A 15,403-nucleotide genomic window follows, 5' to 3' on the forward strand; every position below is an offset into this window, starting at 1 on the left:
CACTTGAATCATGTGTTTGATGGGGATTTTGGAGTTTCTGGTGAATAATTCAGGAAGAAGATAAGCTAACACTATATATAATGATACTAAAAATAATCGGGTAAACGGGTAAAATGCCGCCAACTACCATCACGCCAAACACTCCGCCATCCCGCAACTACCCCGCAATCCCGAATCACAATACAAATGCCACCGTTCGTCCATGCAAAAAGGGAACGCTCGACTTAGACGTTCCCTCCGTATACTCGTTCAAACCCGCAATGACATCAGAATCAAACCTCATATGAACCCAAACTAACTTCTTTTGTCGATCAAAGGTCACCGATTCGATGAATAACTGGTAGATGTGCTTCAATGTCTTCGTGTCATGCCCGCTGATGACTCCCGCAACCAATCGTAAAAGTTGATCCACATTGTCAACCAGAAGCCCCTTTGACTTCCCTCTTGACCGTTCCTGCAACTCATGCAAATCTCTTTCAGCATGAACCTGTTCTACTGTCAGTTGGTGAATCCGCGGCTCAAGGTCTGCCTTCACCGATGGCTCCTCATCAATCGTTGTTTGAAGCCGTTGCTTTTTCTTGGCCAATTCTGTAATGCCGCGTTGCTTGTTGGTCATCAGGTCACCAATCATTCGCTGTTGTCCGGCCCATCTTTTCTCCATTTGTTGAACAACCTTTTGTCCCACATTCGGGTCACTCAACACTTGATTCAACTTCTCGGCCACTAAGGATTCCGCTGTATCATCCCGGATACTGTTGGCGTGACAAACGGTCGAACCCTTGCTGCGAAATGCCTGACAAGAGTAGTAACGGGTTCGTTTCCTAGTGCCATCCTTCAAAGTGTTGGTCGTATTGCTGGCAATCATTGCCCCTCCGCATTCAGGACACCGCAGTAGCCCGGTCAATACATTAGTTCCACATATTTAAAATAAACAGCGATTATCTCATATATCGTACACTATGTATAAAAGGTGAAGGTATCTTAACTATAACAGTTTGTCATCAAGTTCAAATTCGTAATTGAAATGAGTTAATTCTGATTTTCCCGCCCACATTATTAACGACAAGGTATAATAGCAACCGTATTTTTCAGATAATCAGGATTAAGGAGATCTGCAGATGAAACTTTTTAAAATGGCTGCTTTAGTAGCTCTAGTCATGACCCTAGGTGGTTTGACATACTCGACTAAGGCACAGGCAAAAAGCTACATGATTAGTGGTCATGAAGTACACGATTACATTTTGAACGATTTTCAATACTATAAAGTTAAACGCGCAACGCCCCTAATGTTCCTTTACTCTAACAACACGACCAAAAAAAGAATTGTACCTAAGGGAACCATTATCATAGGTCGTAAATATAAGGGATCCTCCGTGGAAAAACCGGCAATCTCGATTTACTTAAGCCAACTTGACTACAGCTTTTTAAATAAGGATCGTCCTAAACATCTAGCATTGTTATCAATCAGTGGCACGATTAGTTTATCTCGACCACAAGATTACCAACGAATCTCAAGACCAGCTTATCTACCGGCTCTAAGTCTGGGCGATTTTAAGCAAGCCAAGTTCAGCACTGATTCAACTTCTGAAATGAAGATTTACTCACAACTTAGAATCACTAGTAACGGGTTCGCTGAATTTTCTCGTTTTAAAAATCCTAACGCAATCAACGGCTCGCAACGTCCACAGTTCCGACAAAAAATTCAGAAATCTACGAATAAGGGTAATACTCGACAACTGTATTTTGCTAAGAAGATTCCTGGTTTGGGGATGAAGAAGGTTAAGCAAACTGGCAAACTGAAATACCGACTAACGATTGTCAATCGACATCAACCGTTCCGGTATAATGACCATTCAGAAGATTCTAATCCACTCTTTTATAGTCGTTATACGGTCGGGGGCAAAAAGTTCATTACCCAGATTGGGTAGTCTCCGTTCATTAATTGCAATTAATGTTCATTTTAACAGCCCGTTAAAGAACGAGATACCCGATTACTTATCGTATGGACCTAGCGTTTATTAAATAAAGAAAGCGTCATTATCAGTCATATAAAATTAAGGGCCGTCCAGCAGAAGTTGGGCGGCTCTTAATTTGTAAACTTTCAAAAAAACGCATCATTTATGATACAGAGATCCATAACACCCTACACAGCGGTTCCTAATTGTACACAATGAACTTTAATCAACACCCATAGATTGCTTCACCAGTGTCAATAAAGCTTGAACAGTTTCCGAAAAAATCTGATACTTCTTCCAAATCAAACTAACCGGAATCGCGATTTCTGGAGCAATAGGTCGACAGACTAAGTCTGAGTCCTGATAATCAACTAAATCATCGAAGACTAATGCAATCCCCAGACCACTCTCTACCATTTTCTTAGCGCTCAAGTACATATCAAATGTCCCTGTAATCTTTAAGTCAGCAATATCCCGTTGAAACCATTCAGCTAGCGAACCATCATCCAACGCACCCTGATAAAGAATTAGCGACTCTGGCACTAAATCATCGGGAGTTATCACCCCTTTGGTAGCCAAGGGGTTCTGCTTTGGTAACAATGCACCAAATCGATTCAGACGTGGTAAGGCAAAACTATTAAACACCGTTTGATCTACTTGACCAAAGTACAATCCCAAATCCACAACACCACTATTTACCCTACTCAGAATTGATTCATTATTGCCATTACGCAATTTAAGTGTCACTTTAGGATACTGACTGATTAACCGTGAAGCGGCGCGACCAATTACCTGAATTGCATCCGTCTCGCTAACTCCCAGGAGAATATCGCCATCCAATTCATGATGGTCCGCTCGCATCTCATCATTGGTTTTGGTCACCAAGTTCGTAATCTCCGCTGCACGTTTGCGTAATAGGACCCCGTCCTTGGTTAAGCTGACCTTCTTAGCCTCACGAATCAATAGTGGTTTACCAAATTCCTTTTCTAACGCTTGAATTTGTCGTGAAAGTGCTGGTTGTGAAATGTGAAGGTACTCTGCCGCATGTGTAATGTTTTCTTCTTGCGCAATCACTAAAAAGTTCTGTAACTGCTGTAAATCCACCAATAACACATCCTCTCGAGGCATGTTTTTAAGTTATGTCATATCATTCATAATTAGTATTTAACATTATAATCCCTCTCCCGTATGATAGGCAACATAGAAGGGAGCAAGTCAGATGTTAACTTCCAGTGAAATTCGTGCCGCATTAAAAGAGGCTGGTCTTTCAGAAACTTGGATTACTAAGTTTTTAAAACTACCCCAAAATCAACAATCCCAGCTTCTGAACAAAGAACGGCCGCTGCTTCTTGATCGACTACACGTTGCTAAAAATCAGTTAGACTGTCTCGACTACCTCCGTTATCAATTTATCTCTGAAAGGACTGACTAATATGTCAAAATTAGCTAATGATACTCGTGTCTTTAAAATCAATCCTACAATCGACGTTCAAAACGTCCGTTTCAACAATCGATATGGCTTTACCCTTGCCGGTCACCTCTACTTACCCTACAACTTTGACGACAAACAGGCCTACCAAGCCATCGTAATTTCCGGACCATTTGGGGCCGTCAAAGAACAATCAAGTGGTCTCTACGCCCAAACACTTGCCGAACGTGGCTTTGTAGCTCTAGCCTTCGATCAATCGACCACTGGCGAAAGCTCTGGTAAAGTTCGTAATGTGGCTTCCCCAGATCTCTTCGTAGAAGACTTTTCAGCAGCTGTCGATTTCATTGGTATTCAGTCATTCGTTGACCGAGATAAAATTGGCGCGATTGGGATTTGCGGACTTGGCTCCCACGTTCTGACCGCTGCCTCTATCGATAAGCGCATCAAAGCGGTTGCCACCTCCGTTATGTACGACATGTCGGACTCAATGTGGAAGGGTGTGGGGAATACTAAGACCGCTGAGCAACGTGACTTAGAACGTGACTACTTAGCCAATCAGCGCTGGCAGGACGCCGAAAATGGCACCACTGGTTACGGTCCTCATGAATTGATGTTTGATGAATCAAATCAACCAATGCTTTTCCCTAGCATCTTACCCGACCAACTCCCCGAACAAGCAGATCCCGTCACAACGGCCTTCTACAAATACTATAAGCAACGAGCATTCCATCCCCGGTCCATCAATTCAACGAGTAGTTGGACTGCTACAACACCTTGGAGTTACTATAATTTCCACTTACAAGCTCACATCGACGAAATTTCTCCCCGACCAGTCCTCATTGTTACTGGAGAAAATGCCCACTCCCGTTACATGGCGGAAGAATCCTATAACCGACTAAAGGATCACAAGGAATTAGTAATCGTCCCGGACGCAGACCACGTGGACCTTTATGATCAGATGGATAAAATTCCGTTTGATAAGTTTACCAGTTTCTTTAAAGAGAACCTGTAATTCAATAACGTCAAAAACCACAATAAAATAGTTTTTGCTACCAGTAAAAGTGGTAAGTATGCTACCACATACTACAGACGCTAATAAAAAGATATCAGCCTTTTGACTGATATCTTTTTTGCATCACTTATGATACGGTGACCCCTCATTAATCATAAACGCCCGGTACACCTGCTCCGTCAACACTAGCCGCATCAACTGGTGAGGCAAGGTGAAGCGGCCGAAGGAAATCTGGGTGTTCGCGCGCTTCAGAACCTCTGGCGCTAGCCCTAGGGAGCCCCCAATGACGAACGTGATGTCTGAATGGCCGTAGGTGGTCAAGTCCTTCAGCTCCTCGGCAAACTCCTCTGACGAGCGTTCCTTCCCCAAAATCGCTAACGCAAAGACGTACTCCCGGTCCTTGATCTTATCCAGGATTCGGTCACCTTCCGCCTGCATCACCTGATCCATCTGCGCCTGAGATAAACTCTCCGGCGCTTTTTCGTCAGGAACTTCCACGATACTGAACTTACAGAACCGCGACAGCCGCTTAGCGTATTCCGCGATTCCTTGTTTGAAGTACTTTTCCTTTAACTTCCCTACCACCACAAATTTGATGTTCATAACTAGACTCCTATCCACAAGTTGTCCACAAAGTTATCCACAGGTGCACAATCTTTTTTCCTAGATATTGGGGGTCGGTAACTCCGCCCTACCACATCTATTTTTTCGTAAAATGTCAATGCCTTTTTAGTTATCCACAATTATACCCCGAAACACCCGTTCGTGACAAGTCAGCCCAATCCCTGATATGACGCCTTTTCACGGTACCCTCTGGGGTATCAAATTATTTTATCCACCGGTACCACCTCAGCCTGTGGATAACTTTTGCACCCGCTTTAGTTGCCGGTACCACCCCGTTTATCAAATTCCCTTGCGGACAACTCATCGGTTATCCCCAAGTTATCCACAGCCCATTTTGCCAATTACTTTTGGGCCTGAATCACCACCCGTCCCCGCCAACATTTCGTTCGGCTGGCCGACCACTGGCGCCGTTTTCATCCCCCGCACCACCGCGCAATTCTTCGGCTTTTCATCACACCACGCGAAAAAAGCGCCGGGACCGCCGTCCCGACGCTTTTTCGCTACCCAGCCTAACTGGCCGAGTTTTCATTCGTTGTAGTCTTCAATTGTGAAGAGCTCTCCGTCAACTTCACGTTAGTAGTCTTCTTCTTACCGTTATGGTAGTAAGTCATGGAGACCGTATCGTTTAACTTGTACTTGTACAGAATGTCTCGCAGCGTGGACTGGTCGCTGATCTTATGACCGCCCATCTCGGTGATGACATCGTACTTACTCAAGCCGGCCTTCTTCGCCGGAGAGCCCGAGTTAGCACTCATCACCACGACCCCGTTGGTCACACTAGTTGGCAACTTCAGGATTGACTTCCGCTGGTCTGACGATACGTTGGCTAAGTCAACGTAGGTAATCCCCAACGCTGGCCGAACCACTTTCCCGTTCTTAACCAGCTGGTTAATGATGTTGACCACTTCGTTCGACGGAATAGCAAAGCCCATCCCTTCAACACTGGTTCCTGAAGTATCACTGGCGATCTTCGAGGACGTAATCCCGATGACCTGGCCACCGACGTTGATCAGCGCCCCACCAGAGTTCCCGGGGTTGATCGCCGCATCCGTTTGGATAACCGTGGCGTTCCCAGTCTGGGTCCCCGCGGAGTTCGTGGTTTCAATGGTCCGCTTCTTCGCGGAAATAATCCCTTCCGTCAAGGACGTTGCGTACTGGCTACCCAGTGGTGACCCGATTGCCAAGGCGGTCTCGCCGACCTTGATCTTATCGGAGTTCCCGAAGGACGCCACCGTCTTCAGCGACGTGCCGTTGACCTTCAACACGGCCAAGTCGGTGACGGCATCCTTCCCCACTAACTTAGCTTGGAGTTGCTTCCCACTACTGGTCACGACCCGCAATGCGGAGGACCCGGAAACCACGTGATTGTTGGTCACGATGTAGGCCGTATTGCCGTCCTTCTTGTACACGACCCCGGAACCTTCCGACGCCTCTTCCAATTCTGACTTAGAACTGGACGACGAGGACGAGGAACTCTGGCCGAACAGTTCACCTAAGGTCCCACTACTACTACTTTGGTTCTGCAAGTTGATCACGGAGACCATGGCCCCCTTGACCGAATTGAACGCCTTAGTGGACTGGCTATTCACGTTGACCGTCACGTTCGAGGTCTTAGTGTTGCCAGTCTTGTTCGTCCCGGCCGGAACCGCCGTATCGTTGATGCCGCTATTACTTAAATAGTTGATGCCGCCGTACGCGACACCCCCACCTAAGAGCCCGGCAACCGCCGCTGTGACGGCCACCTTGGTCAGGGTCAACCCCCGTTTCTTCTTGGGTTGTGGGTCACTTGGTTGCTGCGGCGCCTGTTGGTCGTTAAACCCTTGGGTCGTCTGCTGGTTAGACTCGTTTTGTTGGTTATTGAAATCGTTGTTATTATTATCAGCCATTTTCTCGCGCGCTCGCGCTAACCCTCCTCATTTACGACCGGTGGTTTGACCAGTCGTCATTTTATACCCCTTATTTTAGCGGGTGAGTGTGAATTTTTCTTGATGAATGTTTGTGGAAGTCCTAAAGATTCCCTTACAGTGTCACCAGGGGCGTGGCTTGCTCCGGCTGGGTATCCAGCAACTCGAAGTCGTGACCGACCCCGAAGTCCTGGTTCTCCATCATCGACGCCACGGTCAGATGACACAGCGATTGCATATTATTATGCAGACTCCGGTGGCCCAGATAGATCCGCTTGGTCCGGTTCCCCAGCACGTCCATCAAAACGTCCGCGCCTTCCTCGTTGGACAGATGACCCTTGTCGCCCAAGATTCGCTGCTTCAGCGGCCAGGAGTAGTCACCCATTCGCAACATCTCGACGTCATGATTACATTCCAACAGATAGGCGTCCGCGTTCTTGATCACACCTTCCACGTGCTCCGACACGTAGCCGGTATCCGTCAGAATCACGAAGGTCTTCCCCTCATAGTGAATCGCGTAGAACTGGGGCTCGGCCGCATCGTGGGACACGGAGAAACTTTCCACGTCGATGTCGCCAAAGGTCTGGACGGTATCCGGCGCAAAGAGGTGCTTTTGGGCCAGATCGACCTTGCCAATCCGGGGCGCCATGGCATCCCAGGTCCCTTGATTGGCGTAAACGTCTAACTGTTCGTACCGCCGAGCGAGAATCCCCACCGCCTTGCGATGGTCGGTATGCTCGTGGGTGACCAGCAGGGCGTTGACGTCGGTCAAACTCCGGTCAATGTCGCCCATCAATTTTTCAATTCGTTTCCCACTCAATCCCGCGTCAATCAGCAGGCGTTCGTGCGGACTTTCAATGTACGTCACGTTGCCAGTACTGCCGCTGGATAGGACACTGATGCGTAAACCATCTTTTACTTCCGTACTCAACTAATATCGAACCCTCTCTTAACCTAATACCGCTATGATACCGCATCTGGGGCCACTTGTAACCAAATTCATGTCGGCGGTCAAATCTGACAACGGTTGCAAGTGTTGCGCGCCGCTCCGTTGATTCCCTTTCTTCGAGGTGAGCACAACTTTGAAGCCTTGCCAGGCCCGCAAGTCTCCAAAGCTTGGCCTGCTGGTAATCCGGGAAGATACCCCGACTAACCAGTATTGCACCACGGAAAAAAACATCAATTCCGCTCTGCTTAGATTGCATTAATCGCCAACTACAAACGATGATTTCCAAAGCTTCGCCCGTAGACCTCGCTATTCAACAGATTATTCAAAATCATCACAATTGTCTTAATGTCCACTATGAAGAAATTCTTAATCAACACCATGATAAATCAAGTCGACTGTACTAACTCAACGTGACACTGACGCACCCAGCTTAATTTAGTCCCATCTCAAGTTATCAACGACTATTCTTCAACATGTGTACCCACTATTAAAGCGGTCATTACCATAAAAACTGGTAATGACCGCTTTAATTGACTATTTTCCAAAAAAATGTGTTTTAACAAAAATCCCAACCAGTATGGCAAGAGTCAACAATAGTGTCGCTTTAAAATCCGTTACAAATCTAAATACTAAAAATAGAAGTAAACCAACTACAACAAGTAAACATAAAACCTCGATAATGTTTTTCATAAACCTAATTCTACACTAAAATAGAAACCGCTGTAGAAATAACTGTTGCTGCTGTGTTCGCAATTCCTTAATTTGAGGTTAAATTGATGACCGATTATATATAAGAAACGCTTCATTTACATGTAGAAATGCTTAGTTTACATGCGAAAAATACTAAATGTCACTTCTCAATCAAAAACGTCTTCTCATAAAAGGTATTTAAAACCCTTTTATGAAAAGACGTTTTCGATTATCGTCACTTAAACCAATGAATACCAAGCCTCCACACGTAAAAAAGCGGCCCTCCTGCGAGGACCGCTTCATCATACACCTAGGCTAGTTGGCCGTAGCCGTCCCACTGACCGTCTTCACGTTGCTATCCGACGTTAAGATGGTCCCGGTAAAGGCGTTGACGTGCTTCAGTTGCATGGTCCCCGCATCGTTTCCGCTGGTGGGTTTTACCGCGATGACCCAGGTTGGGATGTAGACACTGCTGTTCTTCAAAGTGAAGTAGCGGGTGTACGCCAACTTGGTCCAGACGACCTTAGTGTTGTTTTGAATCTGATTATACTGGTACAGCCAGATCAGCGCTTTACGCTCCGAAATCATGGCCGTCCGTTCTCGCAACGTCGAGACGTCGTTCAGGTAGCCCTGCGTGTAGCCGGTGATACTCCCGTCGTTGGTCAGGCTGAAACGCAATTGACCGTAACGTGAGTAGATCTGACCATCTGCCACCCGTTGCGTGTAGACCACCGTGTTTTGACTCGACAAGCGGGCACTGTACTTGTACTCGCCCCCGTTTAGGATCAACGACGCGTTGGCCACCACCGTATCCAACGTGTGGTTGGGGTGCTGGGTATCGACGCCCGTGATCGGGGTCTTGAAGGTCGACGTAATCAGATCATCATTGTACTTGACGGTCTGGTCGGACAGACTGGTCAATTGACCCTTGATGGCGTCATCGTTGGTGGTCGCCACGTAGTACCCCTCGGTACTCTTCTTCGACGGCGACTTGAACGAGATGTTATCAGCCCGCATCTCCTTGACGATCGTGGTATCACTATTCGACGCCCGACTCGAGGCCGTATCCGACTGACTGTTGGTGTCCCGTTGAAAGGCCGCGAACAGAAAAATATCAATGACAATGAACGCAACTAAAAATAGCCATTCGATCCGTCGAAAATCCATGCCAGACCGTCCTCCTTACGCCTTATTTCAAGAGTTGTGTGTAGTTCTTCCAAGTGCCGTCGTAGTTGATGTACCAGGTCGGCGTCAAATCAACCACCTTATCGGAAGCTGACGACGCTGCCCACTGGTAGCCCAACTGGATACTCTCGATTTTCTTCTGACGATACCCGGCAGCCGTCAATTGGTCAATCACCGCTTGGGTGCCCGGTAACGTTATGGACTTTTTATCGTTGGGCACTGGGACCTGCAGGCTATACAGCGAGAAATTATACCGCCGGACGCCCTGCGACAGGATCTGAATCCGCGCCGCACCGTAATCGCTTTGGTTAAAGATTGGGAACCCTTCAACGAAGCTCCGGTAGGTCACCGTATTGTTGTCCCCACTATACCCGTAGTAGCGCAGGTTTTCCATCGGAATCCCCATCGACTTGACCGCGTCGTAACTGGCGGTCAGTTGCTGGTTAAAGCTCAACGTGGTCTGCATGGCGCTGTAATCTTCGTACAGGGCGATGCCCGGCTTGTTATAGACCGTCAACTGTTTCGACGTCCCATCACTATAGACCGTATTGTCCTTGTTCTTCTTGGCCGTCACGTTGGTGGCTTCCCCGTTGTTTAGCAAGCGCGAGGTAAAGTAATCGGTCGACTGGTGGTTGACCAGATAACTATACGACTGAACCGTCACGGAATTCGGCATGTAGGCCATGGCACTGCCGTTCAGCCACTGCATGTTGATGGTCATCCGGAACAGGTTCTCCCGTAAGATGGCCTTGAGGCGCTTAGTCGACGCATCCTTGACGGTCACCCGGTAGACGTCCTGATTGCGGTCGTCTAACAAGTACACGTGACGGGCGTTGTTGAGTGGCACCATGATTCGGCTGAACTGACTACTGCTCCGGGTGATTTTCGCCCCGAAGACGGTATTGAAGATCTTCACGTTGACCGGACTAGCGTACGACAACAGAAGACTATTCTTCTGACTGACGTAGTCCATGTAGTCTTGGTGCGAGACATCGCGTACGTGAGTGATGTGGCCGAACTGCCAGGCAGACATTGCCGTTCGAATCTCGGAGGTCAGGTTGATTTTCCGGTTATTCAGCAGTTGTTGCTTACCCGTCGCATCGGTATGGATCACCTGAGTCGGCAGATACACGTCCCGCTGCGGCCGCGTGTTCAGCTCCGTAGTTGGATTATTCGAACTGCGCTGCCGGTTTCGCTCATACTGCGCTGGGTTGGTCCAGATCAGTGCCGACAACGTGACACTGATGACCACGGCAATGGTCAAACCGACGGGCAACAGGGCTTTAGTTATCTTCATCCCAGAGATCCTCCTCCTCGTACGGCTTGTATGGTAGAGAAATGTAGAACGTTGACCCGCGCCCTTCGCGACTGTCGACCCAGATTCGACCGCCCAGCATCTGGACGACTTCCTTGGAAATCGCGAGACCCAGTCCCGTTCCGCCTTGGGCCCGTGACCGCGCTTTATCGACCCGGTAGAACCGGTCGAAGATCCGCGGAATATCGGCCCGTGGAATCCCGAGGCCTTGGTCCGCCACGCTTAAGATGATGTTGTTATGGGTCTCCAGCAGGCGACACGTGATGACCCCACCATCTGGTGAGTACTTGATGGCGTTGTTCATCAGGTTATCCAGAACTTGGGTGAAACGGTCCGTATCGATTTCGACCCATAGGTCCCGCTTCGTAAATTCACGTTTGATACTGTAAGTCTTCTTGGGTTGGTCGTCCTGTTCAATGATCATATCGAACCGGTCCAACACGTAGTTGAAGAGTTCGTTGAGGTTGACCATTTCCAAGTTCAACTTTTGCGTCCCAGAATCCATCCGCGACAAAGTCAACAGGTCGTTGATCATCCGGATCATCCGGTCGGTTTCTTCCTGGGTCACTTTCAAGAATCCAGGTGCCACCTTGGGGTCCTTCCAGGCCCCTTCGGATAAAGCTTCAATGTAAGACCGAACACTGGTCAGCGGCGTCCGCAGCTCGTGCGACACGTTGGAGACGAATTGCTTCCGGTCTTGATCGATCTTTTGTTGTTCCGTAACGTCGTGTAAGACACAGACCAGACCGGAAATGAAGCCAGACTCCCGTTGAATCAACGAGAAGTAGGCCTGCAAGATCAGGTCGTGTTCCTTGGTCGAAAAGTCCAAGACCAAGTCATCGGGGTCCTCTAAGAGTTCCCGTAAGGTGTAATCCTGGCGAATCGCCAACAGGTCCAGAATCGACTTACCCACGGCATCGTCCGAATCGGTATCCAGGAAGCTGGCGGCCGTTTCGTTAATGATGGTGACGTTCCCACGCCGGTCGGTGGCAATGACGCCATCGGTCATGTGGGACATCACGGAATCCAACCGTCGCCGTTCCGACTCGGTGGACTCTTGGGCTTCTTCGACCCGCACGGACAGGTTATTGACCGCACTGGCCAGTTGGCCCAGCTCATCGTTACCGTAGACGTGTACGTGACCGGAGTAGTCCCCCCGGGCGATGCGCAGGGTCTGTTTCTTCATTTCGTCAATTGGCCGGGTAATTGCCCGGGAAATAATCACGGCCATCACCAGTCCCAGAATAATCGCCACAAAGGTCGCGGAGACGTAGATCAGCGTGATCTGGTTGATGTTCTGGTAGACCGAGTCGAGGCTGGAGCGCATGTAAATAACCCCTACCAATTCACTGTTATTGCCCTGCGTTCGGATCAGCCGGGTAATGGTGGTGTAGTAACGGCTATTATTCTGCGAGTTGTACGTGGTACGCACCACGTCCCGGTTGTTGTAGATGGCATTCTTAATGTCGTTATCGGTGGTCTTCTGACCCACGATGCCTTGGTTATCGGCTTCGTTGGTCCCCCGAATCGTCCCCTTGTTATCGATTACCCGAATCTGGGCGTTGTTGGTGTTGTTGATTTCGGACAACGTCCCCTTGATCTGCCGGTCAGACTTAGTGGTATTGGTCGCGGTGAGTTGGGTCGATAACCGGTTCATGATATAGGTCTGAACCACCTGTTGTTGTTTAAACGTCGTTAGGTTCTGGTGCTCCAGCTGCCGTACGAAAACGGCCCCCACGATTTCCAGGGTCAGCAACAACAGCAAAGCAAAGACTAAGGCGATTTTAAAATGAATCGACTGAAAAAACTTAATTTTGCTATTCACGAAGTTCCATACTCCTCCGCCACAGATTTAGCGTTTCCGCTAGCTTAGGCCTGATCGGATTCAGGGTTACGCAAATAGTAACCCACTCCCCGCCGGGTCACTAACCAAGTTGGGTGGCTGGGGTTATCTTCAATCTTTTCCCGTAGCCGCCGAACTGTGACGTCAACGGTCCGCACGTCCCCAAAGTAGTCGTAGCCCCAAACCGTCTGGAGCAAGTGTTCCCGGGTCATCACTTGGCCAATGTGTTGGGCCAGGTAATGCAACAGTTCGAATTCCCGGTGCGTTAATTCAATATTCGCGCCCCGCTTTGATACGGAATAGGCTTCGGGGTGAATCGTCAGATCCCCGATTTCAATGTCTTGGTTTTCGGGTTCTTCGGGTTGAGCGTGGGCCGCCGTGTTCTGCCGCCGCAAGTTCGCCTTAACCCGGGCCACCAGTTCTCGGTTAGAGAACGGCTTGGTGACGTAATCATCGGCCCCGAGTTCCAGGCCTAAGACCTTATCTAACTCGGAATCCTTAGCCGTGACCATGATGATGGGCATGTCATGCTTCTTCCGGATTTCCCGGGCAACTTCCAGCCCGTCGATCTTCGGCAACATCAGGTCTAAGATCACCAGATCCGGCGTATTTTCCTCAACGTGTTGCAGGGCCGCTTCACCATCGTAAGCAACATCGACCTCGTAACCTTCCTTTTCCAGGCTAAACTTCATGATATCTGAAATCGGCTTCTCGTCATCGACAACTAGAACTTTTTTAGGCATATTAAAAATTTCCTCCTTAAGGGAAGTACAAATCGATCCGGTAATTGCAGGATTACCGGCAGACCAGCCGCTGGGTGTCAGGGTACCACCGTCAGCGGGGTCACTCATTTAGAATTAGTGGTGCAGATTCTCATCGTTTAAAGTCATATCATAGTGGCGTGAGCAATCGCTCGAACGCCGGTGACACACAGGTCGCACTGACCGTCCTGATAAACTTCCAGTGACGGCAAAATAGTGCTACCTGAATTATAACACATCCCGAACCGGGTTTCAGGTCAGTTCCCCCAACGCTTTAAGCTGGTCTTAACTTAAACATTTCCCGGGAAATACCGTCCACGGGTTATGCCATCTTGCCCGGGCCAAAAACGTTAGGTCCCCGCCCCCGTCACTCTAGGATTCCACCCTAGAATAACCCCGTGGCCTGGCACCGGTCCATCAGAAGCTTGCGCCAGATAAGTCAGTGACTCAAGTCAGGTGCTGGGGCGAATGGTTTCCAATTTCCGTCAGGGTCGTCCGCGAAAAGTCCCGTAGCTGACCCCCTAAAAGACCCATAGGCAAAATTTTTGGTAACTTTTTTGGCAAAAGGGGTTGCGTTATCCCGGGGTTACATGATACGATAGTTCTCGTCGAAAAGATATGGGCAGTTAGCTCAGCTGGCAGAGCAACGGACTCTTAATCCGTGGGTCCAGGGTTCGATCCCCTGACTGCCCATCATATCTTCACACTAATCAGCTTTCACGATTTTATGATCGTGGTTGCTGATTTTTTTATGGCTAAAATTTCAGTAACGCCCCAACCCAAATTGCATAAAAATAAAATAATTTCAAAAAAAGCTTGCGCCCTACCAAGGTTACATGATATGATAGTTCTCGTTGATAAGACATGGGCAGTTAGCTCAGCTGGCAGAGCAACGGACTCTTAATCCGTGGGTCCAGGGTTCGATCCCCTGACTGCCCATCATGTTAAAATCAGCTATTCCGCGGGAGCTTCTCCGGAGTAGCTGATTTTTTATTTACCAGATGATTATTTATCCATTACAATGAGCAAATATCCATAAAAGGACGGCGAGGCTCCTTGGCTACGCAACAACAGAATGGATACCCCTATCGCTTCTTGGCGCTGGTGATTGGGCTCGTGTTAAACGCCTTTGGCAACGCACTCTCGGTTTCTGCCAACTTCGGCAGTGGCATCTGGACCGCCGCGTGCGTCAATATCGCGAACTGGCTCCACGGCGACGTGGGCCTGATTCTCTTTATCGTGGGGGTGGGAAGCGCCACACTGAATCAATTCCTGATTCACCACTGGGACGCCTGGCGCTGGATCGGTGAAGTCTGCTTTATCGCAAGCTTCAGTTACTTCATCGACCTCTTCGTGGCCCTCTTCCAGTCTTGGGGGCTTCCCAGTCTGGCGGCACCCTGGCGCCTGCTCCTCAGCATCCTAGGGGTCACCATCTTCGCCATTTCCATCTCCATCTATCAACGGGCCAACCTGGTGATGCACCCGAACGACGACACCTCCAATATTTTACGGTTTCTCTACCTCGATGGTCGGGCAACCCTCTCGCAATTCGTCGATTTTATCCCGCCAATCCTGATGTTAGTGATTTGCGTCCTCGGTACCCATCAGCTCTACTCCGTTAACGTGGCGACCATCTACTCCATGCTCTTCAACGGCGTGATCATCGCGGCGACCGACCGCTGGGTGTTGCCCAGCCTGCACCACAACTTCCGCGCTCACGTCTAACAACACCGACT

General features: G+C 48.9%; 13 protein-coding genes and 2 tRNA genes. 6 read left to right on the forward strand and 9 right to left on the reverse strand.

Translation table 11 applies throughout. The features are described from left to right. Positions 1–175 precede the first annotated feature (175 nt). On the reverse strand, positions 176–865 hold the full coding sequence (locus tag FD30_RS10475; RefSeq protein WP_056944972.1) for an ogr/Delta-like zinc finger family protein: 690 nt from the start codon (positions 863–865) through the stop codon (positions 176–178). Positions 866–1,118: 253 nt separating this feature from the next. Between FD30_RS10475 and FD30_RS10480 the strand changes: the two genes are divergently transcribed. Beyond that, the gene (locus FD30_RS10480) at positions 1,119–1,928 is read left to right on the forward strand and encodes a hypothetical protein (RefSeq protein ID WP_056944973.1); all 810 of its coding nucleotides are present in this window, start codon (positions 1,119–1,121) and stop codon (positions 1,926–1,928) included. A 249-nt stretch (positions 1,929–2,177) separates the two neighbouring features. Here FD30_RS10480 and FD30_RS10485 read toward each other — a convergent pair whose 3' ends face one another. Further along, positions 2,178–3,059, reverse strand: coding sequence for a LysR family transcriptional regulator (locus FD30_RS10485; RefSeq protein ID WP_056944974.1), 882 nt, complete (start codon positions 3,057–3,059; stop codon positions 2,178–2,180). A 115-nt stretch (positions 3,060–3,174) separates the two neighbouring features. On the opposite strand from FD30_RS10485, the gene FD30_RS11600 reads away from it, so the two are divergent. Both FD30_RS11600 and FD30_RS10495 read left to right on the forward strand, forming a co-directional pair. Continuing rightward, complete coding sequence (locus FD30_RS11600; protein WP_056944975.1) at positions 3,175–3,387, forward strand: hypothetical protein; 213 nt, start codon at positions 3,175–3,177, stop codon at positions 3,385–3,387. A 1-nt stretch (position 3,388) separates the two neighbouring features. Then, positions 3,389–4,396, forward strand: coding sequence for an alpha/beta hydrolase (locus FD30_RS10495; protein ID WP_056944976.1), 1,008 nt, complete (start codon positions 3,389–3,391; stop codon positions 4,394–4,396). Positions 4,397–4,519: 123 nt separating this feature from the next. On the opposite strand, the gene rlmH is transcribed toward FD30_RS10495, so the two are convergent. The 7 genes from rlmH to yycF all read right to left on the reverse strand — a co-directional run bounded on the left by rlmH (position 4,520) and on the right by yycF (position 13,649). Continuing rightward, positions 4,520–4,999, reverse strand: coding sequence for a 23S rRNA (pseudouridine(1915)-N(3))-methyltransferase RlmH (rlmH, locus tag FD30_RS10500; protein WP_056944977.1), 480 nt, complete (start codon positions 4,997–4,999; stop codon positions 4,520–4,522). A 530-nt stretch (positions 5,000–5,529) separates the two neighbouring features. Then, positions 5,530–6,906 carry a S1C family serine protease gene (locus FD30_RS10505; RefSeq protein WP_082604905.1) on the reverse strand — a complete coding sequence of 459 codons (1,377 nt, stop codon included), beginning with the start codon at positions 6,904–6,906 and terminating at the stop codon, positions 5,530–5,532. A gap of 133 nt (positions 6,907–7,039) precedes the next feature. Continuing rightward, complete coding sequence (locus FD30_RS10510) at positions 7,040–7,855, reverse strand: MBL fold metallo-hydrolase (protein ID WP_056944978.1); 816 nt, start codon at positions 7,853–7,855, stop codon at positions 7,040–7,042. 1,023 nt (positions 7,856–8,878) lie between these two features. After that, on the reverse strand, positions 8,879–9,730 hold the full coding sequence (locus FD30_RS10515) for a two-component system regulatory protein YycI (protein ID WP_056944979.1): 852 nt from the start codon (positions 9,728–9,730) through the stop codon (positions 8,879–8,881). Positions 9,731–9,752: 22 nt separating this feature from the next. Beyond that, positions 9,753–11,045: a YycH family regulatory protein gene (locus FD30_RS10520; protein WP_056944980.1), complete on the reverse strand. Its 1,293-nt coding sequence runs from the start codon at positions 11,043–11,045 to the stop codon at positions 9,753–9,755. Next, complete coding sequence (walK, locus tag FD30_RS10525) at positions 11,032–12,888, reverse strand: cell wall metabolism sensor histidine kinase WalK (protein ID WP_024747822.1); 1,857 nt, start codon at positions 12,886–12,888, stop codon at positions 11,032–11,034. Before walK ends, FD30_RS10520 begins: the two co-directional genes overlap by 14 nt. A 44-nt stretch (positions 12,889–12,932) precedes the next feature. Continuing rightward, positions 12,933–13,649, reverse strand: coding sequence for a response regulator YycF (gene yycF / locus FD30_RS10530; RefSeq protein ID WP_024747823.1), 717 nt, complete (start codon positions 13,647–13,649; stop codon positions 12,933–12,935). A 638-nt stretch (positions 13,650–14,287) separates the two neighbouring features. Here yycF and FD30_RS10535 point away from each other — a divergent pair. The 3 genes from FD30_RS10535 to FD30_RS10545 all read left to right on the forward strand — a co-directional run bounded on the left by FD30_RS10535 (position 14,288) and on the right by FD30_RS10545 (position 15,392). Beyond that, positions 14,288–14,360, forward strand: a tRNA-Lys gene (locus FD30_RS10535). Positions 14,361–14,533: 173 nt separating this feature from the next. Continuing rightward, positions 14,534–14,606: transfer RNA gene (locus FD30_RS10540), tRNA-Lys, on the forward strand. Between the two features lie 117 nt (positions 14,607–14,723). Then, positions 14,724–15,392 (forward strand): DUF6198 family protein, encoded by a 669-nt coding sequence (locus FD30_RS10545; protein WP_225426494.1) that lies wholly within the window; start codon positions 14,724–14,726, stop codon positions 15,390–15,392. Positions 15,393–15,403: the final 11 nt, after the last annotated feature.

The sequence above is a fragment of the Levilactobacillus namurensis DSM 19117 genome (genome assembly GCF_001434785.1).
Taxonomy (GTDB): domain Bacteria; phylum Bacillota; class Bacilli; order Lactobacillales; family Lactobacillaceae; genus Levilactobacillus; species Levilactobacillus namurensis.

Excerpts from the sequence above, each read along its gene's own strand:
- FD30_RS10515 (WP_056944979.1), bottom strand. The coding sequence starts at position 9,730 with ATGGATTTTCGACGGATCGAATGGCTATTTTTAGTTGCGTTCATTGTC.
- FD30_RS11600 (WP_056944975.1), top strand. The coding sequence starts at position 3,175 with ATGTTAACTTCCAGTGAAATTCGTGCCGCATTAAAAGAGGCTGGTCTT.
- FD30_RS10475 (WP_056944972.1), bottom strand. The coding sequence starts at position 865 with ATGATTGCCAGCAATACGACCAACACTTTGAAGGATGGCACTAGGAAA.
- FD30_RS10520 (WP_056944980.1), bottom strand. The coding sequence starts at position 11,045 with ATGAAGATAACTAAAGCCCTGTTGCCCGTCGGTTTGACCATTGCCGTG.
- yycF (WP_024747823.1), bottom strand. The coding sequence starts at position 13,649 with ATGCCTAAAAAAGTTCTAGTTGTCGATGACGAGAAGCCGATTTCAGAT.
- FD30_RS10495 (WP_056944976.1), top strand. The coding sequence starts at position 3,389 with ATGTCAAAATTAGCTAATGATACTCGTGTCTTTAAAATCAATCCTACA.
- rlmH (WP_056944977.1), bottom strand. The coding sequence starts at position 4,999 with ATGAACATCAAATTTGTGGTGGTAGGGAAGTTAAAGGAAAAGTACTTC.
- FD30_RS10505 (WP_082604905.1), bottom strand. The coding sequence starts at position 6,906 with ATGGCTGATAATAATAACAACGATTTCAATAACCAACAAAACGAGTCT.
- FD30_RS10480 (WP_056944973.1), top strand. The coding sequence starts at position 1,119 with ATGAAACTTTTTAAAATGGCTGCTTTAGTAGCTCTAGTCATGACCCTA.